The sequence below is a fragment of the Pseudomonas sp. LBUM1649 genome, assembly GCF_059716155.1.
On the sequence record NZ_CP166807.1, the window covers coordinates 2,944,456 to 2,967,432 of the forward strand.

Consider the following 22,977-nt stretch of genomic DNA (forward strand, 5'->3'; position numbering starts at 1 on the left):
ACATTCACCTCAACCGTTCTTCGCTTGCTCTTCCAACTGGTCCGACTCGAACAACCGTGCCAGTTCCGCCCGCGCTTCCTGCGCCGTCTGCTTGACCTTCACCGCGTCGTCGTAAATCGCATGCTGGGCTTCGAGCACCTGCTCGTCGTGATGCTTGAAACGCTTGATCCGGGCATCGGCCTGGGCCTGGGTCAGTCCCAGGCCGATCAAGGTCTGCCGGCTCATTTCCAGGCTGGAGTAAAAGGTTTCGCGCACCGCGTGGGCACCCAGGTCCACCAGTCGATGCACATGCTGGCGGTTGCGCGCGCGGGCAATGATCTTGATGTGCGGATAGAGCTTGTGCACCAGTTCGGCAGTCTTGATGTTGGTGTCCGGGTCGTCGGTGGCGATGACGAAGAATTCGGCATCCCCGACCTTGGCCGCGCTGAGGATTTCCGGACGCATCGGGTCGCCGTAGTACACCGGCACGCCGCCGAAGCTGCGCGACAGTTCGATGGTTTCCACCGAGGTGTCGAGGGCCACGAACTTGATGTTCTGTGCCCGCAGGATACGCGCGACGATCTGCCCCATACGGCCCATGCCGGCGATCACCACACGGGGTTCATCGGCGTCGATCTCGCGAAATTGCTCCGGCACCGCCAACGGTTGCACCTTCGGGCTGACCAGTCGAGCGCACAACAGCAGCAGCAGTGGCGTCAATGCCATCGACAGGGTGATCGCCAGCACCAGCAAGTCGTACAGGCGCGGATCGAACAAGCCATGATCACGGCCGATCTTGAACACCACAAAGGCAAATTCACCACCGGCCGCCAGTACGATGCCAAGGCGAATGGCGCTGATCTTGTTCAAACCGCCGGCCAGTCGGCCCACGACAAACAGCAACGGCAGCTTGACGGCAATCAGCAGCACGGTCAGCCCCAGCACCACGATGGGCTCGCTCAGTAGCAGACTCAGGTTGGCGCCCATGCCGACGCTCATGAAAAACAGCCCCAGCAGCAGGCCCTTGAAGGGTTCGATCTGCGCTTCCAGTTCGTGCCGATATTCGGAGTCCGCCAGCAGCAGGCCGGCAAGAAATGCACCGAGGGCCATCGAAATACCGGCCAGGTCCATCAGCCAGGCGGTGCCCATCACCACCAGCAACGCGGTCGCGGTGGACACTTCCGGCAAGCCGCTCTTGGCGACCACGCGGAACACCGGGCGCAGCAGGTAGCGCCCGCCGACCACCACAATGGCGATGCTGATCAGCACGCGCAGACCCTGGTTCACATCGTCGGCCGCGCTGAGGTTTTGATCGCTGCCTGCCAGCAGCGGCACCATGGCTATCAGCGGAATCGCGGCGATGTCCTGAAACAGCAGGATCGCGAACGCCAGGCGCCCGTGAGGGCTGGTCAGCTCCTTGCGTTCGGCCAGGCTTTGCAGACCGAACGCGGTGGACGACAGGGCCAGTCCCAGGCCCAGCACGATCGAGGTGTTCAGGGGTTGCCCGAAGACATACAGCGCCAACACGCCCAGCAGCGCCCCGGTCAGCAGTACTTGCGCCAGGCCGACGCCGAACACCGCCTTGCGCATCACCCACAACCGTCGTGGCGACAACTCCAGACCGATGATGAACAGCAGCAACACCACGCCGAGTTCCGAGATGTGCGCGACACTTTCCGTATTGCCGATCAGGCCCAGCCCCGAGGGGCCGATGATCACCCCGGCAAACAGATAACCCAGCACCGCGCCCAATTGCAGGCGCTTGGCCAGGGGAACGGTGAGCACGGCCGCGAGCAGAAACACGACTGCGGCTTGCAACAGACTGCCTTCATGGGGCATGAGAAAAACTCCATCAACTCGGTACGGCGGGTCGACAAGGATAAAGGCTGGTCTTGGTTCAAGGCTATCGCGCGAACTGCTATCGAGCGGGCAATGCCGCGCCGCTACAACAACTCACCTATTTCCCAGAGCTGCACCAGCTCATCGGGGGCCTGGTTTTCCGGCACTTTCAACACCATCTGGTCGTCCTGCTCGCCTTCGCGGTAGCGCAGCTCGATCTGGTAAAAGCGCTGGTCGCCCCCGCCTGTGGCCGAGCTGGCCAGGGGCAGGCAACCTTCAAGCAGCACACAAATGCGCGAGCGCTGCTCGATATTGCACTGAGCGAATTCGATCTCCCGGGGGCGCGTCATGGCCTGGATAGCTGCGAAGCCGCCCTGGCGAGAGAGGCGCACAACCGAGCGGTCGTCCAGTGTTGGCAGGGTTTTCATGGTTCCTCCCGCGTCAGATTGACACCCACTTCAGACCAGCCATGCTGCACCGACCGGGCTTCATTGGCGGTGAAGCGCCGCCGTGCATGCTCGACGGTCAGTTTTGCAAAGGCACTGAATGAAGCCTCGCGGCTCAAGCGCTTGTCGCAGAGTGCGTCGTACCAGATGAGCCCGGCTTTTTCCCAGGCAAATCCGCCCAAGGCCTTGGCTGCCAGATAAAACGCCCGATTGGGAATGCCTGAATTGATGTGCACGCCGCCATTGTCCTCTTGGGTGATCACGAATTTGCGCATGTGATCTGGTTGCGGGTCCTTGCCGAGCAGCGGGTCGTCGTAGGCGGTGCCCGGGTGGGCCATCGAGCGCAAGCCGATGCCCTTGATGCGCGGTGTCAGCAAGTCCGCGCCGATCAGCCAGTCCGCCTGGTCGGCGGTGTGCCCCAGAAGATATTGCTTGGTCAGGACGCCAAACACATCCGACAGCGATTCATTCAACGCCCCGGACTGGTCGGCATACAACAGGCCCGCTTCGCTCTCGACCACGCCGTGGGTCAGTTCGTGCCCGACCACGTCCAGCGAGCGTGTGAAGCGCTGGAAGATTTCGCCATCGCCGTCACCGAAGACCATCTGCGAGCCGTTCCAGAAGGCGTTTTCATAGTCTTGGCCATAATGCACGCTGCCGATCAGGGCGAAACCTTTATTGTCGATGGAGTCACGGCCCAACACCTTCCAGAAGAAATCGTAGCTGGCCCCCAGTGCGTCAAAGGCTTCATCGACCGCCGGGTCACCGCTCGGTGCCTGCCCTTCAAGGCGCACCGGCATGCCGGGCAAGAGCATTTTGCCCTGGGCATCATGCACGCTGCGCTGCGCCTGGCCAGGTTTGCCGGGGGGCGGCAGGATCGCGGCGGCAGCAGAGCGTACCGGTGGGCCAGGCGGGTGCCACAGGGTACGCACATGAACCAGCGTGCTCATCGCGCTGGAACGCTGGCGTTCAGAACCATGCGCGACGATACGATGCAGAATGTACGGCGGAATGAAACTGCGCAGGTCGGTCATCAGAGCATCCTTTCTTATCGCGAAGACGATACTTTTGTGAGCGGCGCAGGGGCGTTCGGTTCCGCGGGTTGCCATCGGCAGCGGATTCTGCGAAAACCTCCGTCCGCGCCCGCAAGTCCAGGGCACTGTAGATGAGTTAAGAACATGAACGACGAACTGCAAATCATTGATCTTGAGCCGGGTGACGGCAAGGCCGCCGTCAAAGGCGCGCTGATCACCACCCAGTACCGCGGCTGGCTGGAGGACGGTAGCGAATTCGACTCTTCCTACAGTCGAGGCAAACCGTTCCAGTGCGTGATCGGCACCGGGCGGGTGATCAAGGGCTGGGACCAGGGCCTGATGGGCATGCGGGTCGGTGGCAAGCGCAAATTGCTGGTCCCGGCGCACCTTGCCTATGGCGAGCGCACGATGGGCAAGATCACGCCGAATTCGAACCTGATATTCGAGATCGAGTTGCTGGAAGTGCTGACGCGGGATGATTGATGCGGGTGCTGTCAGGCCTGCCGCCCGGGCAAAAAAAATCGCCGCCTTCGAATTTGAGGGCGGCGATTTTTATTGCAGAGGGGCGTCAGGTCAAACCTTGACGATCCAGCCCGCTGGCGCTTCGATGTCGCCGGTTTGCACGCCGGTCAGCTCTTTGTAGAGCTTCTGGGTGATCGGGCCGACTTCGGTTTCGCTGTGGAACACGTGCAGGTGGTCGTTGTAGTCGATGCCGCCGATTGGCGTGATCACGGCTGCAGTACCGCAAGCGCCGGCTTCCTTGAAGTCCGCCAGTTTGTCGATGAACACGTCACCTTCGATCACTTCCAGGCCCAGGCGCGATTTGGCCAGCTCGATCAGCGACAGGCGGGTGATGCCCGGCAGCACCGACGGCGAGTTCGGGGTCACGAACTTGTTGTCGTGGGTGATCCCGAAGAAGTTGGCCGAACCGACTTCCTCGATCTTGGTGTGGGTCATCGGATCAAGGTAGATAGCGTCGGCGAAGTGGGCTTTCTTGGCCTTGGAACCCGGCATCAGGCTGGCCGCATAGTTGCCGCCGACCTTGGCTGCGCCGGTGCCTTGCGGGGCCGCGCGGTCGTAGCTGGAGATCTGGAAGTTGTGCGGGGTGAGGCCGCCCTTGAAGTAGGCGCCGACCGGAATGCAGAAAATCGAGAAGATGAACTCGGGTGCGGTACGCACGCCGATGTTGTCACCCACGCCGATCACGAACGGACGCAGGTACAGCGCGCCGCCGGTGCCGTAAGGCGGGATGAAACGCTCGTTGGCGCGCACCACTTCCTTGCACGCTTCGATGAACTGTTCGGTGGACACCTGCGGCATCAGCAGGCGCGCGCAGCTGCGTTGCATGCGTGCGGCGTTCTGGTCCGGGCGGAACAGGTTGATCGAACCGTCCTTGCAACGGTAGGCCTTCAGGCCCTCGAAGCATTGCTGGCCATAGTGAAGGGCCGTGGAGCCTTCGCTGATGTGCAGCACATTGTCAGAGGTTAAGGTGCCTGTGTCCCACTCGCCATTACGCCAGTGCGACAGATAGCGCTTGTCGGTCTTGATGTAGTCAAAACCCAGCTTGTCCCAATTGATGCTCTCGTTACCCATGACACCCTCTATCACTTAACAACCGCCGAAACGGTTCAATGTTTCTGACGTTTTCTGGATGGGCACAACAATACTTCATTCCGGGCCGAAATCGCAGCCCGGAATTCGCCCCTTTGATCGTTCCCACGCTCCGCGTGGGAATGCCTCAATGGACGCTCTGCGTCCGCTTTGGGACGCGGAGCGTCCCGGGATGCATTCCCACGCAGAGCGTGGAACGATCCAGCGTAGGGTTTAGAGGTGCAACGCATGGCCCAAGGCCCGCAACGCCGCCTCCTGCACCGCCTCGCCCAGCGTCGGATGCGCATGGATAGTGCCGCCGATGTCTTCCAGCCGCGCGCCCATTTCCAGGCTTTGCGCGAACGCCGTGGACAATTCGGATACGCCGACCCCCACCGCCTGCCAGCCAACAATCACATGATTATCCCGACGAGCGACCACGCGCACGAAGCCACTTTTGGACTCCAGTGTCATTGCCCGGCCGTTGGCGGCGAACGGGAAGTTCGACACGATGCAGTCCAGGCCAGCCGCCTTGGCTTCGTCCGGGGTCTTGCCGACCACAACCAGTTCCGGATCGGTAAAGCAAACGGCGGCGATGGCGGTGGGGTTGAACTCGCGGCTCTTGCCGCTGATCAGTTCGGCCACCATCTCGCCCTGAGCCATGGCTCGGTGAGCGAGCATCGGTTCGCCACTGAGGTCGCCGATGGCATACACATTGCGCATGCTGGTCTGGCAGCGGTTGTCGATCTTGATCGACGCGCCGTTCATCGCAAGATTCAGCGCTTCAAGGTTCCAGCCCTGGGTGTTGGGCTTGCGACCAACGGCCACCAGTACCTGATCGGTTTCCAGGTTCAGGGTGCCGCCATCAGGGTCGCTTACCTGCAGAGTATTTGCAGATGAATCAAAGCCTTGCACGCTATGCTTCAAGTAAAGCTTCACGCCGAGTTTTTTCAGTTCGTCGTGCACGGGTTGGGTCAGTTCGGCATCGTAGGCCGGCAGGATGCGTTCCTGGGCTTCGACCACGCTGACTTCGGCACCGAGCTTGCGATAGGCAATCCCCAGCTCCAGGCCGATATAGCCGCCGCCCACCACGATCAGGCGTTTGGGCACGGACGTCGGCGCCAAGGCTTCGGTGGAGGAGATGATCGGCCCGCCAATCGGCAGCATCGGCAAGTTCACGCTTTTGGATCCAGTGGCCAGCACCAGGTGCTCGCACTGAATGCGCGTGTCGCCGACGTCGACGGTTTTGCCATCAACCACCTTGGCCCAGCCTTGAACGACCTGGACCTTGTTCTTTTTCAGCAGAGCCGCGACACCCGTGGTCAGGCGGTCGACGATGCCGTCCTTCCATTCCACGCTTTTGCCGATGTCCAGGGTCGGCGCCGAAACGCTGATGCCCAGAGCAGAATGCTGGTTGTGCTGTTGCGTCTGGTGGAACTGTTCAGCCACGTGAATCAGGGCCTTGGACGGAATGCAGCCGATGTTCAGGCAAGTGCCGCCCAGGGATTGGCCTTCCACCAGAATGGTTGGAATGCCCAGCTGGCCGGCACGGATCGCGGTCACATAACCGCCAGGGCCGCCGCCGATGATCAGCAGAGTGGTATTCAAAGTTTGCATGACTTACTCCACAAACAAGGTAGCGGGTTGTTCGAGCAAGCCACGGACGGCCTGGATGAATTGCGCCGCGTCCATGCCATCGACCACGCGGTGATCGAAGGAGCTGGAGAGGTTCATCATCTTGCGGATCACGATCTGGCCTTTGATCACCATCGGCCGTTCGACGATTTTGTTCACGCCGATGATCGCCACTTCCGGCAGGTTCAGCACCGGTGTGCTGACGATGCCGCCCAACGCGCCGAGGCTGGTCAGGGTGATGGACGAGCCGGACAGTTCATCGCGACTGGCCTTGCCGTTACGGGCGGCAGTGGCCAGACGGGAGATTTCCTGAGCGCTGTCCCACAAGCTACGGGCTTCAGCGTGACGAACCACTGGCACCATCAAACCGATATCCGCCTGGGTGGCGATGCCAACATGCACCGCGCCCAAGCGGGTGATGAGCTGGGCTTCGTCATCGTAGCGGGCGTTGATCTGCGGGAAATCACGCAGGGCGACGACCAGGGCACGGACCAGGAACGGCAGCAAGGTCAGCTTGCCGCGGGTGGCACCGTGTTTTTCGTTGAGGTGCGCACGCAGTTCTTCCACGGCAGTGACGTCGATTTCTTCAACATAGCTGAAGTGAGCCGCGCGTTGCGTGGCGTCCTGCATGCGCTGGGCGATCTTGCGGCGCATGCCGATCACCGGGATCTGTTCTTCGTCGTTGCGCTGGGCGTAAGCGCTGCTGACGGTCGACGCATTCGACTGACCCTGGGCCAGATAGGCATCGAGGTCTTCGTGCAGCACCCGACCGGCCGGCCCGCTGCCGCGCACCAGACGCAACTGGATACCGAGGTCCAGCGCATGCTTGCGCACGGCCGGGGAGGCCAGGGGACGCTCATCGGCTTCGCGGGCGACCATCGGGCCCTGGCATACGGCAGCTTTCGGTGCTGGGGCAGCGACCGGTCTGATTTCCGCTGCTGATTTCATTGCGGTTTCGACTTTCGGCGCTGCGACTGGCGCTTCTTTCACAGGTGCCGGTTGCGCCGACTCCTTAACGTTGCCCGCGCCTTCGACTTCAATGCTGATCAGCACACTGCCGACCGCCATCACTTCACCTGGCTGGCCGCCAAGGGCAATGACCTTGCCATGCACCGGCGATGGAATATCCACCATTGCCTTATCGGTCATGACATCGGCCAGCAGCTGATCCTCGACGACCATGTCGCCGACCTTGACGTGCCACTGTGACAATTCAACTTCTGCAATGCCTTCGCCAATGTCCGGCATTTTAATGACGTGCGTGCCCATTCAGACCTCCATGACCCGTTTCAGAGCCGCGCCCACACGGGACGGCCCAGGGAAATACGCCCACTCTTGCGCGTGCGGGTAGGGGGTGTCCCAACCGGTGACGCGTTCGATTGGCGCTTCCAGGTGGTGGAAGCAGTGTTCTTGCACCAGCGACACCAGTTCGGCGCCGAAACCGCAGGTGCGGGTGGCTTCGTGAACCACGACGCAACGGCCGGTTTTCTTCACCGACTTGACGATGGTCTCCAGGTCCAGTGGCCACAGGCTGCGCAGGTCGATGACCTCGGCATCGATGCCGGTTTCTTCAGCGGCCACTTGCGACACATACACGGTGGTGCCGTAGGTCAGGATGGTCACGTCCTTGCCCGGACGGGTGATGGCGGCGACGTCCAGCGGCACGGTGTAGTAGCCGTCCGGCACTTGCGCGGCCGGGTGTTTCGACCACGGGGTCACCGGGCGGTCGTGATGGCCGTCGAACGGGCCGTTGTACAGGCGCTTGGGCTCGAGGAAGATCACCGGGTCATCGTTTTCGATGGAGGCGATCAGCAGGCCCTTGGCGTCGTAGGGGTTGGACGGCATGACGGTGCGCAGGCCGCACACCTGGGTGAACATCGCCTCGATGCTCTGGCTGTGGGTCTGGCCACCGTAGATGCCACCGCCACACGGCATGCGCAGGGTCATCGGTGCGGTGAATTCGCCGGCCGAGCGATAACGCAGGCGCGCGGCTTCGGAAATGATCTGGTCGGACGCCGGGTACACATAGTCGGCGAACTGGATCTCGGCCACCGGACGCAGGCCGTAGGCGCCCATGCCCACGGCCACGCCGACGATGCCGCTTTCGGAGATCGGCGCGTCGAACACGCGGGAGGTGCCGTACTTGGTCTGCAGGCCTTCGGTGCAGCGGAACACGCCGCCGAAGTAACCGACGTCCTGGCCGAACACCACGACGTTGTCGTCACGCTCAAGCATCACATCCATGGCCGAGCGCAGGGCCTGGATCATGGTCATGGTGGTCGTGGTCATGGCGGTTTCCAACTCGATTTTGTTGTTGTGATCGTTCATGTCAGATCCCCAACTCTTGACGCTGGCGCTTCAAGTGCTCCGGCATCTCTTTGTAGACGTCTTCGAACATGGTCGCGGCGCTTGGAATCTGGCCACCGGCGAGGGTGCCGTACTGTTCGGCCTGCTTTTGTGCGGCGATCACTTCGGCTTCAAGTTCGGCGCTGACGGTGGTGTGTTCTTCTTCGGACCAGTGGCCGCTCTTGATCAGGTGCTGCTTGAGGCGCGCGATCGGATCGCCCAACGGGAAGTGGCTCCAGTCGTCGGCAGGACGGTATTTGGATGGATCGTCCGAGGTGGAATGCGGGCCGGCGCGGTAGGTGACCCATTCAATCATGGTCGGACCGAGGTTGCGGCGCGCGCGTTCAGCGGCCCAGGCGGAAGCGGCGTAGACCGCGTAGAAATCGTTGCCGTCGACTCGCAGCGAGGCGATGCCGCAACCGACGCCACGCCCGGCGAAGGTGGTGGCTTCACCACCGGCAATCGCCTGGAAGGTGGAGATGGCCCACTGGTTGTTGACCACGTTGAGGATCACCGGCGCGCGGTATACGTGGGCAAAGGTCAGGGCGGTGTGGAAGTCCGATTCGGCGGTGGCGCCGTCGCCGATCCAGGCCGAGGCAATTTTGGTGTCGCCCTTGATCGCCGAAGCCATGGCCCAGCCTACGGCCTGGACGAATTGGGTGGCGAGGTTGCCGGAGATGGTAAAGAAACCGGCCTCTTTCACCGAGTACATGATCGGCAACTGACGTCCCTTGAGCGGATCGCGCTCGTTGGACAGCAGTTGGCAGATCAGGTCCACCAGCGGCACCTCACGGGCCATCAGGATGCTTTGCTGGCGGTAGGTCGGGAAGCACATGTCGTCGATGTTCAAGGCCAGGGCCTGGGCGCTGCCGATGGCTTCTTCGCCAAGGCTCTGCATGTAGAACGACATTTTTTTCTGACGCTGGGCGACCACCATGCGGTTGTCATAGATCCGCGTCTTGAGCATGGCGCGCATGCCTTTGCGCAGGATCTCCACCGGCACGCCTTCGGCCCACGGGCCCAGGGCATTGCCCTGGTCGTCGAGCACGCGAATCAGGCCACGGGCCAGGTCGGCCGTGTCAGCCGGTTCAACGTCGATGGGGGGTTTGCGCACCGTGCCGGCATCGGTCAGATGCAGGTAGGAGAAGTCGGTTTTGCAGCCGGGGCGGCCCGAGGGTTCGGGAACGTGCAGGCGCAGCGGTTCATACGCTTGTGTCATGGCTTCTACGCTCGATCTTGTGAATTTCTTGTAGTGAGCTGACAGATTTCGTTCTGTGGAAGAAATCTTGTCCTACAACAATCATAGGCCCGGCCAAGAAGAATATTTCTCTCTGTTTCGTTGCGCTCAAGATCATTTACAGATAAAAAATCTGCATAAACATAAAAAGCAGGTGTTTTTGTCTCATGCGCAAACTAGACCGTACCGATATAGGCATTCTCAACAGCCTTCAGGAGAACGCACGCATCACCAACGCCGACCTGGCACGCTCGGTCAACCTGTCGCCGACGCCGTGTTTCAACCGGGTCAAGGCGATGGAGGAACTGGGCTTGATTCGTGAGCAGGTAACCCTGCTGGATGCCGATTTGCTGGGGCTGCACGTCAATGTGTTCATTCATGTCAGCCTGGAGAAACAGGTGGAGGAGGCGTTGCAGCATTTCGAAGAGGCGATTTCCGATCGCCCGGAAGTGATGGAGTGTTACCTGATGGCCGGCGATCCGGATTACCTGATCCGCGTACTGGTGCCGACCATTCAGTCGCTGGAACGCTTCATGATGGACTTTCTGACCAAAGTGCCGGGGGTGGCGAACATCCGGTCGAGCTTTGCGCTCAAGCAGGTGAGGTACAAGACGGCGCTGCCGTTGCCGGCCAATGGCCTGACCTTAGGCACCTGAGTTACCCAACCCCTGTAGGAGCGAGCATGCTCGCGATGGACGTCAGGCTATCGCGGGGTGTCAAGCTTCCAGCGTTATCGTTGACGATCATCGCGAGCATGCTCGCTCCTACAGAGGGAGGGGTGTCGTTTTAGAACTTGTTCAGGGGGATCTTCAGGTAGACCACGCCATTGTCCTCCGCCGGCGGCAAATTTCCAGCCCGCACATTGACCTGTATCGCCGGCAGCAGCAGCGTCGGCATGCCCAGCGTGGCATCGCGTCGGGTGCGCATATCGACGAATGCGGCCTCGTCGATGCCGTCGCGCACGTGGATGTTGCTTTTTCGTTGTTCGCCGACGGTGGTCATGCAGTACGGTTCACGGCCCTCGGGCGGGTAGTCGTGGCAGACGTAGAGGCGCACGCTGGCGGGGAAGGCCAGCAGCTTGTGGATCGAGGTGAACATCTGATGGGCGTCGCCGCCGGGAAAGTCGCAGCGGGCGGTGCCGACGTCCGGCATGAACAGGGTATCGCCGACCAGGATCACGTCACTGTCGATCAGGTAAGCCATGTCCGCCGGAGTATGGCCAGGCACATGCAGGGCAGTGGCCTTGAGGTTGCCGATGCGAAATGACTCGTCCGGGGCGAACAGGTGATCGAACTGTGAACCGTCGATACAAAATTCCGGCTCAAGGTTGAACAGGGTCTTGAACACGCCCTGGACCTTGCAGATCGACTGGCCGATGGCGATCTTGCCGCCCAGCTCCCGCCGCAGGTAAGGCGCGGCGGACAGGTGATCGGCGTGGGCGTGGGTTTCCAGCAGCCATTGCACCTGCAACTGGTGTTCGCGCACGAAGGAGATGATCCGTTCGGCCTGTACGGTAGTGGTTCGGCCGGCGGCGGGGTTGTAGTCCAGCACTGGATCGACGATCGCGCACTGCCCACCATCGGCTTCGTAAATCACGTAACTGTAGGTGGACGAGGCGTCGTCAAAAAAGGCTTCAATCAAGGCGGGCATGGAGGTTGGTTCTTTCGTGGAGAAGCGATGAGGTTAGTTTCATTCTCCTCGCGCTGACAAATTCTGTTAATGAAAAAAACTTGTGTGCTCTATCCTGTCACTCAATCGATACCGGGCGTTCCCGGCGTATGTCATGGATTACGAGCGTTATATGTTGCTGGCGAGTTTTTTTGGTGTGGTCATGGGATTGGTGCTCGGGTTGACCGGGGCCGGGGGCGGCATTCTTGCGGTGCCGGCGCTGGTGTTGGGGCTGGGATGGAGCATGACCACGGCGGCGCCCGTCGCACTGTTCGCGGTGGGCAGCGCGGCGGCGGTCGGTGCCATCGATGGATTGCGCCATGGCCTGGTGCGCTATCGCGCGGCGCTGTTGATTGCCTTGCTGGGTGCGATTTTTTCCCCGCTGGGCATCTACTTCGCCCATCGGCTGCCGGAAAAAGTCCTGATGATTCTGTTCAGCCTGCTGATGGTCATGGTGGCTGCGCGGATGTTGCGTCGCGAGCGCAAGGAGGAGGGGCCGAGCGACCACGGCCATGCCAACTGGGGCCAGAAAAACTGCATGCTCGATCAGCAGACCGGGCGCTTTTCCTGGACTGCCAAATGCACCGCGACCCTCGCGGCCCTCGGTGCGGTGACCGGTGTGGTCTCGGGTTTGCTGGGCGTGGGCGGCGGCTTTCTGATTGTGCCGGCCTTCAAGCAGCTGACCGACGTGCAGATGCGTGGCATCATCGCCACGTCCCTGATGGTCATCAGCCTGATCTCGGCCACCGGTGTGATCGGCGCATTGCATGCCGGGGTGCGCATCGACGGCTTGGGTGTTGCCTTCATCGTCGCCAGTATCGTCGGCATGATCATGGGCCGAAAGCTCTGCGCACGGGTGCCGGCGCGGGCATTGCAGGTGGGATTTGCCAGCGTCTGCCTGGTAGTCTCCGCCTACATGCTATTGCGGGCAGGTCGCTGAATTCTTGTAGGAGCGAGCATGCTCGCGATGGACGTCAACGATAACGCGGGAAGCCTGACACCCCGCGGCGTTCTCGGGTTCATCGCGAGCATGCTCGCTCCTACAAGGGGCGATATTGCAGGCTGAACGTCAACTCTGCCGATTGACCTTGCTCCAGCAAACGCAACCCTGGCCGACCGGGCAAGTGGTGCGCATTGACCGGGTGGCTGACCGGTTCGATGCAGAAAAACGCCAACCCTATCGGGCAGTAGAGCAGGTAGTAATCGCTGCCGGAGGCCTGGCACTCCAGCTCGTAACCGAGGTCGGGTTGTTGGATCAGGCAGTGGCCATCCCAGTTGCTGAAACCGTTGTCGACCAGTGTCTGGGGCAGCGCCTTGGGCTGCTGGAAATCCCATTCGACAGGTAATGTACTCAGTTGCGTCGGCAATTTTTTCTCATCGCAGAACCATACCTGTCCAGCCGCGGCCTGCAATCTTGTGTTGGCACTGCGCGGAAAATACGGGTGCAGTCCCAGGCCATGCCAGGCCGCGTGTTCGGCCAGATGGGTGACGCTCAGTTCGATGCTCAGCTTGCCTGCGCTCAGATGGAAACGTTGACGGGCGCAATAGGCAAAAGGCTCGGCGCTATCGAGTTGCAGCACCACTTCGTCAGCCGTTGTGGAAACCACCTGCCACGGCTGCTGCCAGGCGCTGCCGTGAATCGGTAACGGATCGCTGAGGCTGTTGGGCGCCAAGGCCAGCCAGCCGTCCGGGCAGTCGAACCCCCCTTCGGCAATGCGGTTTGACCACGGGACCAAAGGGAAGCAGCCAAGTTTGCCGGGAAGACCGATGTTCAAGGGGTGCTCATCGGCGTGTCGTAACAACGGCTGGCCAGTGCTGCGCACGGTCCAATTGACGATGCTGCCGCCGAGTTCGGGGGCGAGGGTGAGGTGGGTGAATTCGTCTTCGAGTTCGAGCAGCGTCATGTTTTTCGTTCTGCGTTGAATGATTGAAAAGATCGCAGCCCGCGGCAGCTCCTACAAGGCTGCGATCTTTTAAAGGTTTGCAACACCAAATGCGGCAACCACAGCGACAGCGCAGGAATGTAGGTCACGGCCATCAGCACCAGGAACAGCACGCCGTAGAACGGCAGCAGGGCCTTGACGGTTGATTCGATGCTGACTTTACCCACGGCCGACCCCACGAAGAGTACCGCGCCCACCGGCGGTGTGATCAAGCCGATCCAGCCGATACCGCTGGCCAGCGCCACGGCTGCCAGCCACTGGCTGACGCGTGCCAGCGGCTGATCCAGTGCTGTTTCACGCCCCAACAGCAGCGGCCTGAACACCCACGCCCCGAACAACATCAGCACCATGCTGAAATGCAGGAAGCGGCACAGCACCATCGCGTTCGCCATGTATTACTGGCCAACCTTGAACGCGTAAGCGCCTTCGCTTTTGTGGGTATCGACCGACACGACATGCCACTCGATTTTGTAGTCTCCTTCGGTCAAGGGGACAGCCGGAGTGACAATCAGGGTCTTTTTATCAGGGCCTTGAGTGACCAGGCTTTTTACCAGGATGTCGTCACCGTCGTGGCTGATCGTGACTTTGCAGAAGTCGGCTTCGACACCTTCGGAAAAAGTCAGGCTCAATTCCGAAGGGGCGCTGACGGTGCTACCGGCGGCGGGCATCTGGCTTTTCAGATGGGCGTGAGCGAACACGGATGAGGCGCAGAAAAGCGAGGCGAACAGGGCGGCGGTCAGGGTGTTCTTGAAGCGCATGGTGAGTTCCTCAGCGGCGGTTCCAAGTGAGGGTCAGTCTAGCCGCGCAAGGCCGGTTGCACGAAGTTTGCCTGTGCCCTGTCGCCGCGAGGTAGAGCGGATGCTAGTCTTGTTTAATGTTGTTGTCAGGGAGCCCTCATGGGCAATCACAAGATCGAGATTCGTCGCAGTAACGTCGAGAAAATTCTGCTGGGGGCCGAGAAGGTCTTCGCCGAAAAAGGCTTTGGCAGCACCGCCATGGCCGACATCGCTGCCGAAGTGCAACTGCCGCGCTCCAACCTGCATTACTACTTCAGCACCAAGACCGAACTGTACAGTGCCGTGCTGTTCGACCTGCTGGAAGTGTGGAAGCAGGACGCGCTGTGCTTCGAGATGTTCGATGACCCCCGCGTGGTGCTCAGCAGCTACATCCGCGCCAAGATGAACCACTCGCGCAGCCGGCCCTACGGCTCGAAAGTCTGGGCCAACGAAATCATCCACGGTGCGCCGACATTGGGTGTGACACTGGACGCGAGCCTGTACGACTGGGCCAAGATGAAAGAAGCGAAGATCCGCCAGTGGGTGGACGATGGCCGCATCCTGCCGGTGGAACCTTCAAGCCTGCTGTACATGATCTGGGCCTCAACCCAGCACTACGCCGACTTTGATCATCAGGTGAATATTTTGAATGATCACCAACCGTTGTCGGATATGCAGTTCGAACGGGCGGTGCAGACGGTGACGAGTGTGATATTGCGGGGGATTGGGTTGGAGCCATAGTAACATCACATACGAATCTTATGGCTCCAAGCTCGGCGAGGTGCGGATTTATCAGGTGTTAGTATTGCCATCTATTTTTCTGATGTTATGTTGTTTGATTTCAAGCTCTGTCCTTCTGAGACCATGTTTTGCTTTTGTGATAGTTAGCTTGGGCGTCGTCCTTTCGGATTTTGAAGCTTGGGTGTTGTAACGGTCCCACTTGTTTGATAGTTCGTCATCGACAGTTGGTGTGAAGTTTGGATTGTTAGTTTTATATCTGTCATATCTCCGCGCATCGTCTAATAGTTCTTGATAGCGTTGCCCGCTGGGCGACGGAGTCTTGGCCTTAGGCATATTTGTTTTGGTTTCGCTAAGAGGATGTAGAAACGGACGTTCTTGAGAAGCAAGCGTTGAAGTGCTGGGTCTTGGTTGAGCGGCGAGCTGAGAAGTTGACGCTGACGTACTGGGCGTTGAAGGCCGTGCATTGCTGATTCGTCTATTCAGCATACTGTTCAGAATTGGGTTGCCTGACGGACTTGATCGGCTGATACTGCTGGCTGTTCGACGAGTTTTATATAGCGAGTATTTGGCGATGCTTGATGCTTTTATAGGTGCGTCCCAAAGACGGAAGAGGCCATTATTTCCGGTTGGGTCATAAAAATTAATTGGATCTCCTTTGCAATAAGCATACGTATTAAGCCCCGCCTCCTTATCAAAAGGGCCTAATTCATCCGGGCTGTTGAAGCGCATCAGTACAGGATTAAAAAAACGATTGCCTTGTCCGAGTGGATAGTGACCCGTTATAGCTTCAGGACATTCTCCGTTAAACCCGATCAAGCGACTTAATCCACTTTCGGCTGGATGATTACCGTAGGCGGCATACGCAAATTGCTGCGGATTCATCGGTGAGACCGTTTTCAGCAGCGAATGTGCCTGGTCGGTTGCCAACAGCGTGGTTTCGGTCACACCGGCTGCACTTTGTTGCTGCGCCAACGGTTGAGCTTCATGGCGCAGGATTGTTCGTTGCATCTGCTGTCCCAGCTCGGTAATCAGGTGGTTCTCCTGGTAGAAACGCTGCGTGCTGTCACCCGCCAGTAGTCCGACGCCCGTGAGACGGTCGAGAGGGTCGTATTGATAGCGGCGAAGAATTTTCAATGATGAGTCCGACATATCGAGATCCACACTGGCGAATTGACTGTGTGTGAGCTTCGAAGATATTTCGAGTGGCGTCTACTAGCAGAACTGATAGGTGTAAGGCTTTGAGGTTGGCGCTGTAGCTGCTGGCGTCATCGTCGGAACGCCGCCCGGAGCAAGCTCGCTCCCACAGTAGATTCATGTCGTACACAAATCCCGTGTGCACCAGAGAAACCTGTGGGAGCGGCGGTGCGACGATTCGACTTGCCCGCGATAGCGTCAGTTCAGGCGCCGCTGATTTCAGGAAGCAACGTGATACGGATTGCGCGGATCATGATTCCAGTCCAGAAACGGCTTGCCGTTCTCCATCGGCACCATCTCGATGCAGTCCTGTACCGGGCAGGTGATTTGGCACAGGTTGCAGCCCACGCACTCATCATCGATCACTTGATACTTATGCGTGCCGTCCGCCTGCTTGACGCTGGCTACCGCCTGGTGCGAGGTATCTTCACAAGCGATGTGGCAGCGACCGCAACCGATACACGCTTGCTGGTCGATTTTCGCAATCACCTGATAGTTGATATCCAGGTACTTCCAGTCCGTGGTGTTGCCCACTGCGCGCCCGGAAAACTCTGAAATGCTGGCGTAGCCCTGAGTGTCCATCCAGCGCGACAGGCCGTCCTTCATCTCCTCGACTATCCGGAAGCCATGCAGCATCGCCGCCGTGCACACCTGCACCGAACCGCTGCCCAGCGCAATGAATTCGGCGGCATCGCGCCAGTTGCCGATGCCGCCAATGCCGCTGATCGGCAGGCCTTGGGTCTGCGGGTCGCGGGCGATTTCGGCGACCATGTTCAAGGCGATCGGCTTGACCGCCGAGCCGCAATAGCCGCCATGGGTGCTTTGGCTGCCGACAATGGGATTGGCAACCATGCGTTCCAGGTTGACGCTGGTGATCGAGTTGATCGTATTGATCAACGACACCGCATCCGCGCCGCCACGGTGAGCCGCGCGGGCAGCCACGCGGATGTCGGTGATGTTCGGCGTCAGCTTGACGATCACCGGCAGCGAACAATACGTCTTGCACCAGCGGGTGACCTGCTCGACGTATTCCGGCACCTGACCGACCGCCGCGCCCATGCCGCGCTCGGGCATGCCGTGGGGACAACCGAAGTTCAGCTCGATGCCGTCGGCCCCCGTGGCCTCCACCAGCGGCAGGATGTGTTTCCATGATTCTTCGACGCAGGGCACCATCAGCGACACGATCAGCGCTCGGTCCGGCCAGTCCTTTTTGACCTGGGTGATTTCCCGCAGGTTGATTTCCAGCGAACGATCGGTGATCAGTTCGATGTTGTTGAAGCCCAGCACTTCACGGTTGGCACCGAAGTGCGCCGAATAGCGCGACGAAACGTTGACCGCCGCCGGGTCTTCCCCGAGGGTTTTCCAGACGACGCCGCCCCAGCCGGCCTCGAAGGCGCGGACCACGTTGTAGGCCTTGTCGGTCGGCGGCGCGGAGGCCAGCCAGAACGGGTTGGGGGACTTGATGCCAGCGAAGACAATCGACAGATCGGCCATTTACGCAGCCTCCACGTTGAGCATCAGTTGAGCGTTGATCGCCTCGGCGGCGCGTTTGCCGTGCTGCACCGCCTGCACGGTGAGATCCTGGTCGAGGCTGGTGCAGTCGCCGCCGGCATACACGCCGGGGATGCTGGTGCGCAGGTGTTCGTCCACCTGTATGCGATCGCCCTGACGCTTGAGTTCTCGGGCTAAAGGATCGGCGAGGGCGCTGGAATCGAAGCTTTGGCCGATGGCTTTGAAGATTGCATCTGCGGCCAATTCAAAGTATTCGCCGGTGGTTTGCAGGCGACCTTCAACCAGATGTGTGCGAGCGAAGCGCATGCCGCGCACGTTGCCCAATTCGTCGAGCAGAACTTCCTCGGGCTGTGCCCAGGTCAACAGGCGCACCTGATTGGCTTTGGCGATGTCTTGTTCATGATGGGTGGCACCCATGTCTTCCACGCCACGGCGGTACACGAGGTTGACGTCGTGCGCCCCAAGACGCGCCATTTGCACGGCCATGTCGATGGCGGTGTTACCGGCGCCGAGCACGATGCAGTGGTCGGCCAGCGGTAACTGGCTCAGGTCATCGGCCTGGCGCAGTTCGCGGATGTAGTCGGTGGCGGCCACCAGACCGGGCGCGTCTTCATGCAGTAGACCAAGCTGTTTGCTGGCCGCCAGGCCGAGGCCGAGGAACACGGCGTCGAATTGTTGATGCAGGTCGCTGAGGCTGAGGTTTTCCCCGAGCTTGTGCCCGTGGCGGATTTCGATCCCGCCGATTTCCAGCAGGAAATCCAGCTCCTTCTGTGCGTAGTCGTCCACCAGTTTGTATTTGGCGATCCCGTATTCATTCAGGCCGCCGGCCTTTTCCCGGGCCTCGAAAATCACCACGTCATGGCCGTGCATCGCACTGCGGTGGGCGCAGGACAAGCCGGCGGGCCCGGCACCGACCACGGCGATGCGCTTGCCGCTGGCGGCACTGCGCGCGAACGGGTGCTCGTGGAAGTGCGCATTGTCCACGGCATAACGTTGCAACAGGCCGATCATCACTGGCGCGCATTCATGGGCGTTGTTGCGCACACAGGCTTGCTGGCAAAGAATCTCGGTCGGGCAGACCCGGGCGCAACTGCCACCGAGGATGTTGGCGGAGAGGATTTTCTGCGCCGCACCCTGCACGTTGTCCTGGTGAATGTTGCGGATGAACGAGGGAATATCGATTTCGCTCGGGCAGGCATTCACGCAGGGTGCGTCGTAGCAATACAGGCAGCGGGAAGCTTCCAGGTGGGCCTGGCGATCGTTGAGTGGCGGCGCCAGGTCGGTGAAATGGCCGGCGAGGGTGGCCGCGTTCTCGTAGGGAAGCGGAAGGTGGGTCAGGGTCTTGATCACGGTGTTGGCCTCACGGTAATTGAGGTGCTGCCTCTGTCGGGCTGATCGTTCCCACGCTCTGCGTGGGAATGCCTCAAGGGACGCTCCGCGTTCCAATGGGACGCAGAGCGTCCCGGGCTGCATTCCCACGCAGAGCGAGGGAACGATCTTTTAAACTGTAGCGATGGCCGAAGGCCTCGATTTCAGCGTTTCACCGCAACCGGCTGATTGAACTCAGCCCGCTTGCTCAGCAAATCAAATACCGCTGGGTACGCCGGCCGTTCGATGTACCGCCCGGCACCGCGCTCAGCCCGCAAATCGCCATCGGCCCAGACCACGCGGCCCTGGCTGATGGTGTGGCTCGGTACACCGCGCACGGTCTTGCCTTCGAAAATATTGAAGTCGACCTGCTGGTGATGGGTCTTGGCGGAAATCGTTCGCGTACCTTGCGGGTCCCACAGCACCAGGTCGGCATCGGCACCGACGCGGATCGCGCCTTTGCGTGGGTAGAGGTTGAAGATCTTTGCCGTGTTGGTGGAGGTGAGCGCGACGAATTGCTGCATCGAAAAGCGCCCGGTGTTCACGCCTTCATCCCACAACACGGCCATGCGGTCTTCGATGCCGGCGGTGCCGTTGGGGATTTTGCTGAAGTCGTCCTTGCCGGCGGCTTTCTGCTCGGCGCAAAAGCAGCAGTGATCGGTGGCGGTGGTGTGCAGGTTACCCGCCTGCAAACCGTGCCAGAGGGCTTCTTGATGACCGCGAGGACGGAACGGTGGGCTCATCACGTAACCGGCGGCGGTCTGCCAGTCCGGGTGCCGGTAGACGCTGTCGTCCAGCAGTAGATGCCCGGCCAGCACTTCGCCGTAGACCGGTTGGCCTTTGGCCCGGGCGTAGGTGATTTCGTCGAGGGCTTCCTTGGTCGAGACGTGGACCAGGTACAACGGCGTGCCGAGGGTTTCGGCAATGCGGATGGCGCGGCTCGCGGCCTCGCCTTCCACCTGCGAGGGGCGCGACAGTGGATGCGCCTCTGGCCCGGTCATGCCCTGGGCCATGAGTTTGCGTTGCAGGTGATACACCAGCTCACCGTTTTCCGCGTGAACGGTGGGCACCGCGCCCAGTTCCAGGCAGCGCTCGAAACTCGCCACCAGGGTGTCATCCGCCGCCATGATTGCGTTCTTGTAGGCCATGAAATGCTTGAAGCTGTTGACCCCGTGATGAATCACCAACTCGGCCATTTCTTCGCGAACCTGTTCGCTCCACCAGGTAATGGCGACGTGGAAGCCGTAATCGGACGCCGACTTCTCGGCCCATCCGCGCCACTGATGAAAGGCTTCCATCAAGGACTGCTGCGGGTTGGGAATCACGAAATCGATAATTGACGTAGTGCCACCGGCAAGACCCGCCGCCGTGCCACTGAAAAAATCTTCGCTGGCCACGGTGCCCATGAAGGGCAGTTGCATGTGGGTGTGGGGGTCGATGCCGCCGGGCATCAGGTACTGACCGCTGCCATCGAGTATCTCGGCACCTGCGGGAACGTCGAGGTCTTCGCCGATGGCTTTGATTACGCCGTCTGCGCAATACACATCGGCGCGATAACTTTCATCATGGGTAATAACGGTAGCGCCACGGATCAACAGAGACATTCCGAGCTCCTCGCAGGCATGACCGACTGATGCCGGTTCTAAATGTTTTATATGACGCCAGCGTCAACCGGTGTATTCCTGTCAGCGCTGTCAGGAATAAAAGCTAGTCTGAGTTATGGGAATGAGCAAGAATATTTTTTATAAGCTTATGACTTTTTTAACTCGTTGATAAATAACTAAATAAAACTCAAATCACCAAAATGGTGAGGCCTCTCACCATTTTGACGCACTTGACAGGATCCAAATATGGTCAAGATTTCTTATGTGAAATCAGCCGTTTGAGGATGGTCTATGGTTGATGCGCGACTTTGAAAAAAGATGGATGCACCAGATTGAGTCCTGACTGTTCGGACAACTTGGCTGGCATTCGGCCTGAGTGGCATGACAAATAACCGAGGACGACCCAGTAAAACTGATAAAAATCAGTTGATTACAGAGTGTTTATGGAACTGCCCGATGCGCAAGCGGGGCAACCGGCACGTTTATTGAAGCCGCCAGCCCCTGATGAGCAAAAAATAACTCAAAGAACAGTGGAGCGGCCATGCAACAGATCAGATCGCAAGTGAACGAGCGCGACGGCTTGTTCGAGCTGGAAGCCGGCAGCGATGTCCTCGACAGTCCCCGTTACAACCACGATATTGCACCGACCAAGGTGCGCGAACGAACCTGGAACAAATGGCACATCACGGCGTTGTGGGTCGGCATGGCGATTTGCGTGCCGACCTATACCTTGGGCGGGGTGCTGACGGCGTACTTCGGTCTGAGTGTCGGTGAAGCGCTGCTGGCGATTCTGTGTGCCAACATCATTGTCTTGATCCCGCTGACACTCAACGCCTTTCCCGGCACCAAGTACGGCATCCCGTTTCCAGTGTTGCTGCGCTCGTCCTTCGGCATCTTCGGTTCCAACATCCCGTGCCTGATCCGCGCCCTGGTGGCCTGTGGCTGGTTCGGCATCCAGACGATGTTCGGTGGCCTGGCGATTCACCTGTTCCTTGGCTCGGTGTTCGAGGGCTGGAAATCCCTGGGCGGCACCGGCGAGGTCATAGGTTTCATGGTGTTCTGGGCGCTGAACCTGTGGGTGGTGATTCGCGGCGCCGAGTCGATCAAATGGCTGGAAACCCTCTCGGCACCGCTGTTGGTGCTGGTGGGGGTCGGGTTGTTGGTGTGGGCCATGCCCAATGTGTCGATGACCGAGCTGCTGGCGATCCCGCCCAAGCGTCCCGAAGGCGCGGGCGTGGCCAGTTACTTCGCGGCCGGGCTGACCGCGATGGTCGGGTTCTGGGCCACGCTGTCGCTGAACATCCCCGACTTCAGCCGCTACGCGAAAAGCCAGAAAGACCAGATTGTCGGGCAAATCATCGGCCTGCCACTGACCATGTTCCTGTTTGCCTCCCTGGGTGTGGTGATGACCGCCGCCTCGGTGAAGCTGGTGGGCGTGACAGTATCCGACCCGGTGACCCTGATCGGCCATATCCAGAGTCCGGTCTGGGTGGCACTGGCCATGGCGCTGATCATCATCGCCACGCTGTCGACCAACACCGCAGCCAACATCGTTTCGCCGACCAACGACTTCCAGAACATCGCCCCCAAGTCGATCAACCGGACCAAGGCGGTGATACTCACCGGGCTGGTCGGGCTGGCGCTGATGGCCCATGAACTGCTGAAAAAGCTCGGCCTGATCGTTTCCGACCTCAGCCTGGAAACGGTCTATTCCAACTGGTTGCTCGGCTATTCCAGCCTGCTGGGGCCGATTGCCGGGATCATGGTGGTGGACTATTTCCTGATCAAGAAACAGCAGCTGGATCTGGCGGGCCTTTACCGCGACGACGTGTATCCGGCGTGGAACTGGAACGGTTTTCTCGCCTTCGGGGTGCCGGTGGTGTTGACGCTGCTGTCCCTGGGCAGCGACGTGTTCAGCTGGTTCTACAGCTATGGCTGGTTCACCGGCTCGGCCCTTGGCGGGTTGATTTACTACGGGCTGTGCGCGATGCGTCCGAGTCCATCCGTGGCGAAGTCTGCGGTGTGAGGGATGGCCCCTTCGCGAGCAGGCTCGCTCCCACATTTG

General features: G+C 60.1%; 20 protein-coding genes and 2 pseudogenes. 5 read left to right on the forward strand and 17 right to left on the reverse strand.

Translation table 11 applies throughout. The annotated features are described in order from the left end of the window. Positions 1 to 9: 9 nt before the first annotated feature. The 3 genes from ACA058_RS13805 to ACA058_RS13815 form a co-directional block, all read right to left on the reverse strand. A complete protein-coding gene (locus ACA058_RS13805; RefSeq protein WP_497639566.1) occupies positions 10 to 1,818 on the reverse strand; it encodes a monovalent cation:proton antiporter-2 (CPA2) family protein in 1,809 nt (602 codons plus the stop codon). Between the two features lie 104 nt (positions 1,819 to 1,922). Beyond that, positions 1,923 to 2,246 (reverse strand): protealysin inhibitor emfourin, encoded by a 324-nt coding sequence (locus ACA058_RS13810; protein ID WP_497639567.1) that lies wholly within the window; start codon positions 2,244 to 2,246, stop codon positions 1,923 to 1,925. Next, the gene (locus tag ACA058_RS13815; RefSeq protein WP_497639568.1) at positions 2,243 to 3,298 is read right to left on the reverse strand and encodes a M4 family metallopeptidase; all 1,056 of its coding nucleotides are present in this window, start codon (positions 3,296 to 3,298) and stop codon (positions 2,243 to 2,245) included. Before ACA058_RS13815 ends, ACA058_RS13810 begins: the two co-directional genes overlap by 4 nt. Positions 3,299 to 3,442: 144 nt before the next feature. On the opposite strand from ACA058_RS13815, the gene ACA058_RS13820 reads away from it, so the two are divergent. After that, positions 3,443 to 3,781, forward strand: coding sequence for an FKBP-type peptidyl-prolyl cis-trans isomerase (locus tag ACA058_RS13820; RefSeq protein WP_497639569.1), 339 nt, complete (start codon positions 3,443 to 3,445; stop codon positions 3,779 to 3,781). A 90-nt stretch (positions 3,782 to 3,871) separates the two neighbouring features. Here the strand turns inward: ACA058_RS13820 and ACA058_RS13825 are convergent, their stop codons facing one another. From ACA058_RS13825 to ACA058_RS13845, 5 genes are all read right to left on the reverse strand, one after another. Continuing rightward, complete coding sequence (locus ACA058_RS13825; protein WP_497639570.1) at positions 3,872 to 4,891, reverse strand: branched-chain amino acid aminotransferase; 1,020 nt, start codon at positions 4,889 to 4,891, stop codon at positions 3,872 to 3,874. Positions 4,892 to 5,122: 231 nt separating this feature from the next. After that, positions 5,123 to 6,505 (reverse strand): dihydrolipoyl dehydrogenase, encoded by a 1,383-nt coding sequence (gene lpdA / locus ACA058_RS13830; protein ID WP_497639571.1) that lies wholly within the window; start codon positions 6,503 to 6,505, stop codon positions 5,123 to 5,125. A 3-nt stretch (positions 6,506 to 6,508) separates the two neighbouring features. Further along, on the reverse strand, positions 6,509 to 7,792 hold the full coding sequence (locus tag ACA058_RS13835) for a dihydrolipoamide acetyltransferase family protein (protein ID WP_497639572.1): 1,284 nt from the start codon (positions 7,790 to 7,792) through the stop codon (positions 6,509 to 6,511). Then, the gene (locus ACA058_RS13840) at positions 7,793 to 8,851 is read right to left on the reverse strand and encodes an alpha-ketoacid dehydrogenase subunit beta (RefSeq protein ID WP_497639573.1); all 1,059 of its coding nucleotides are present in this window, start codon (positions 8,849 to 8,851) and stop codon (positions 7,793 to 7,795) included. A gap of 1 nt (position 8,852) precedes the next feature. Beyond that, a complete protein-coding gene (locus ACA058_RS13845) occupies positions 8,853 to 10,088 on the reverse strand; it encodes a 3-methyl-2-oxobutanoate dehydrogenase (2-methylpropanoyl-transferring) subunit alpha (RefSeq protein ID WP_497639574.1) in 1,236 nt (411 codons plus the stop codon). A gap of 185 nt (positions 10,089 to 10,273) precedes the next feature. Here ACA058_RS13845 and bkdR point away from each other — a divergent pair, with 185 nt between their 5' ends. Further along, positions 10,274 to 10,762, forward strand: a complete 489-nt coding sequence (gene bkdR / locus ACA058_RS13850) for a Bkd operon transcriptional regulator BkdR (protein WP_008059350.1) — start codon at positions 10,274 to 10,276, stop codon at positions 10,760 to 10,762. A gap of 130 nt (positions 10,763 to 10,892) precedes the next feature. Here the strand turns inward: bkdR and ACA058_RS13855 are convergent, their stop codons facing one another. Then, on the reverse strand, positions 10,893 to 11,756 hold the full coding sequence (locus ACA058_RS13855; RefSeq protein ID WP_497639575.1) for an MBL fold metallo-hydrolase: 864 nt from the start codon (positions 11,754 to 11,756) through the stop codon (positions 10,893 to 10,895). A 151-nt stretch (positions 11,757 to 11,907) separates the two neighbouring features. On the opposite strand from ACA058_RS13855, the gene ACA058_RS13860 reads away from it, so the two are divergent. Next, a complete protein-coding gene (locus ACA058_RS13860; RefSeq protein ID WP_497639928.1) occupies positions 11,908 to 12,714 on the forward strand; it encodes a sulfite exporter TauE/SafE family protein in 807 nt (268 codons plus the stop codon). Positions 12,715 to 12,814: 100 nt separating this feature from the next. Here the strand turns inward: ACA058_RS13860 and ACA058_RS13865 are convergent, their stop codons facing one another. From ACA058_RS13865 to copC, 4 genes and pseudogenes are all read right to left on the reverse strand, one after another. Continuing rightward, positions 12,815 to 13,678, reverse strand: a complete 864-nt coding sequence (locus ACA058_RS13865; protein WP_497639576.1) for an aldose 1-epimerase — start codon at positions 13,676 to 13,678, stop codon at positions 12,815 to 12,817. Positions 13,679 to 13,758: 80 nt separating this feature from the next. Then, positions 13,759 to 13,935 (reverse strand): annotated as a pseudogene (locus tag ACA058_RS13870) (TRAP transporter large permease subunit); the annotation flags it as partial. Beyond that, a pseudogene (locus ACA058_RS13875) lies at positions 13,921 to 14,109 on the reverse strand (copper homeostasis membrane protein CopD); the annotation flags it as partial. The pseudogenes ACA058_RS13870 and ACA058_RS13875, both read right to left, overlap by 15 nt. A 3-nt stretch (positions 14,110 to 14,112) precedes the next feature. Then, positions 14,113 to 14,475, reverse strand: coding sequence for a copper homeostasis periplasmic binding protein CopC (gene copC, locus ACA058_RS13880; protein ID WP_497639577.1), 363 nt, complete (start codon positions 14,473 to 14,475; stop codon positions 14,113 to 14,115). A gap of 138 nt (positions 14,476 to 14,613) precedes the next feature. On the opposite strand from copC, the gene ACA058_RS13885 reads away from it, so the two are divergent. After that, on the forward strand, positions 14,614 to 15,234 hold the full coding sequence (locus tag ACA058_RS13885; RefSeq protein WP_008059330.1) for a TetR/AcrR family transcriptional regulator: 621 nt from the start codon (positions 14,614 to 14,616) through the stop codon (positions 15,232 to 15,234). A 51-nt stretch (positions 15,235 to 15,285) separates the two neighbouring features. Here ACA058_RS13885 and ACA058_RS13890 read toward each other — a convergent pair whose 3' ends face one another. From ACA058_RS13890 to hydA, 4 genes are all read right to left on the reverse strand, one after another. Then, positions 15,286 to 16,383 carry an RHS repeat-associated core domain-containing protein gene (locus ACA058_RS13890; protein ID WP_497639578.1) on the reverse strand — a complete coding sequence of 366 codons (1,098 nt, stop codon included), beginning with the start codon at positions 16,381 to 16,383 and terminating at the stop codon, positions 15,286 to 15,288. Between the two features lie 264 nt (positions 16,384 to 16,647). Then, positions 16,648 to 17,922, reverse strand: coding sequence for an NAD-dependent dihydropyrimidine dehydrogenase subunit PreA (gene preA, locus ACA058_RS13895; protein ID WP_497639579.1), 1,275 nt, complete (start codon positions 17,920 to 17,922; stop codon positions 16,648 to 16,650). Beyond that, the gene (locus tag ACA058_RS13900) at positions 17,923 to 19,290 is read right to left on the reverse strand and encodes an NAD(P)-dependent oxidoreductase (RefSeq protein WP_497639580.1); all 1,368 of its coding nucleotides are present in this window, start codon (positions 19,288 to 19,290) and stop codon (positions 17,923 to 17,925) included. It lies immediately after the preceding gene. Positions 19,291 to 19,472: 182 nt separating this feature from the next. Then, positions 19,473 to 20,912 (reverse strand): dihydropyrimidinase, encoded by a 1,440-nt coding sequence (gene hydA, locus ACA058_RS13905; protein WP_497639581.1) that lies wholly within the window; start codon positions 20,910 to 20,912, stop codon positions 19,473 to 19,475. Positions 20,913 to 21,453: 541 nt separating this feature from the next. Here hydA and ACA058_RS13910 point away from each other — a divergent pair. Further along, positions 21,454 to 22,938, forward strand: coding sequence for an NCS1 family nucleobase:cation symporter-1 (locus ACA058_RS13910; protein ID WP_497639582.1), 1,485 nt, complete (start codon positions 21,454 to 21,456; stop codon positions 22,936 to 22,938). Positions 22,939 to 22,977: the final 39 nt, after the last annotated feature.

Excerpts from the sequence above, each read along its gene's own strand:
- ACA058_RS13805 (WP_497639566.1), bottom strand. The coding sequence starts at position 1,818 with ATGCCCCATGAAGGCAGTCTGTTGCAAGCCGCAGTCGTGTTTCTGCTC.
- ACA058_RS13810 (WP_497639567.1), bottom strand. The coding sequence starts at position 2,246 with ATGAAAACCCTGCCAACACTGGACGACCGCTCGGTTGTGCGCCTCTCT.
- ACA058_RS13815 (WP_497639568.1), bottom strand. The coding sequence starts at position 3,298 with ATGACCGACCTGCGCAGTTTCATTCCGCCGTACATTCTGCATCGTATC.
- ACA058_RS13820 (WP_497639569.1), top strand. The coding sequence starts at position 3,443 with ATGAACGACGAACTGCAAATCATTGATCTTGAGCCGGGTGACGGCAAG.
- ACA058_RS13825 (WP_497639570.1), bottom strand. The coding sequence starts at position 4,891 with ATGGGTAACGAGAGCATCAATTGGGACAAGCTGGGTTTTGACTACATC.
- lpdA (WP_497639571.1), bottom strand. The coding sequence starts at position 6,505 with ATGCAAACTTTGAATACCACTCTGCTGATCATCGGCGGCGGCCCTGGC.
- ACA058_RS13835 (WP_497639572.1), bottom strand. The coding sequence starts at position 7,792 with ATGGGCACGCACGTCATTAAAATGCCGGACATTGGCGAAGGCATTGCA.
- ACA058_RS13840 (WP_497639573.1), bottom strand. The coding sequence starts at position 8,851 with ATGAACGATCACAACAACAAAATCGAGTTGGAAACCGCCATGACCACG.
- ACA058_RS13845 (WP_497639574.1), bottom strand. The coding sequence starts at position 10,088 with ATGACACAAGCGTATGAACCGCTGCGCCTGCACGTTCCCGAACCCTCG.
- bkdR (WP_008059350.1), top strand. The coding sequence starts at position 10,274 with ATGCGCAAACTAGACCGTACCGATATAGGCATTCTCAACAGCCTTCAG.
- ACA058_RS13855 (WP_497639575.1), bottom strand. The coding sequence starts at position 11,756 with ATGCCCGCCTTGATTGAAGCCTTTTTTGACGACGCCTCGTCCACCTAC.
- ACA058_RS13860 (WP_497639928.1), top strand. The coding sequence starts at position 11,908 with ATGTTGCTGGCGAGTTTTTTTGGTGTGGTCATGGGATTGGTGCTCGGG.
- ACA058_RS13865 (WP_497639576.1), bottom strand. The coding sequence starts at position 13,678 with ATGACGCTGCTCGAACTCGAAGACGAATTCACCCACCTCACCCTCGCC.
- copC (WP_497639577.1), bottom strand. The coding sequence starts at position 14,475 with ATGCGCTTCAAGAACACCCTGACCGCCGCCCTGTTCGCCTCGCTTTTC.
- ACA058_RS13885 (WP_008059330.1), top strand. The coding sequence starts at position 14,614 with ATGGGCAATCACAAGATCGAGATTCGTCGCAGTAACGTCGAGAAAATT.
- ACA058_RS13890 (WP_497639578.1), bottom strand. The coding sequence starts at position 16,383 with ATGTCGGACTCATCATTGAAAATTCTTCGCCGCTATCAATACGACCCT.
- preA (WP_497639579.1), bottom strand. The coding sequence starts at position 17,922 with ATGGCCGATCTGTCGATTGTCTTCGCTGGCATCAAGTCCCCCAACCCG.
- hydA (WP_497639581.1), bottom strand. The coding sequence starts at position 20,912 with ATGTCTCTGTTGATCCGTGGCGCTACCGTTATTACCCATGATGAAAGT.
- ACA058_RS13910 (WP_497639582.1), top strand. The coding sequence starts at position 21,454 with ATGCAACAGATCAGATCGCAAGTGAACGAGCGCGACGGCTTGTTCGAG.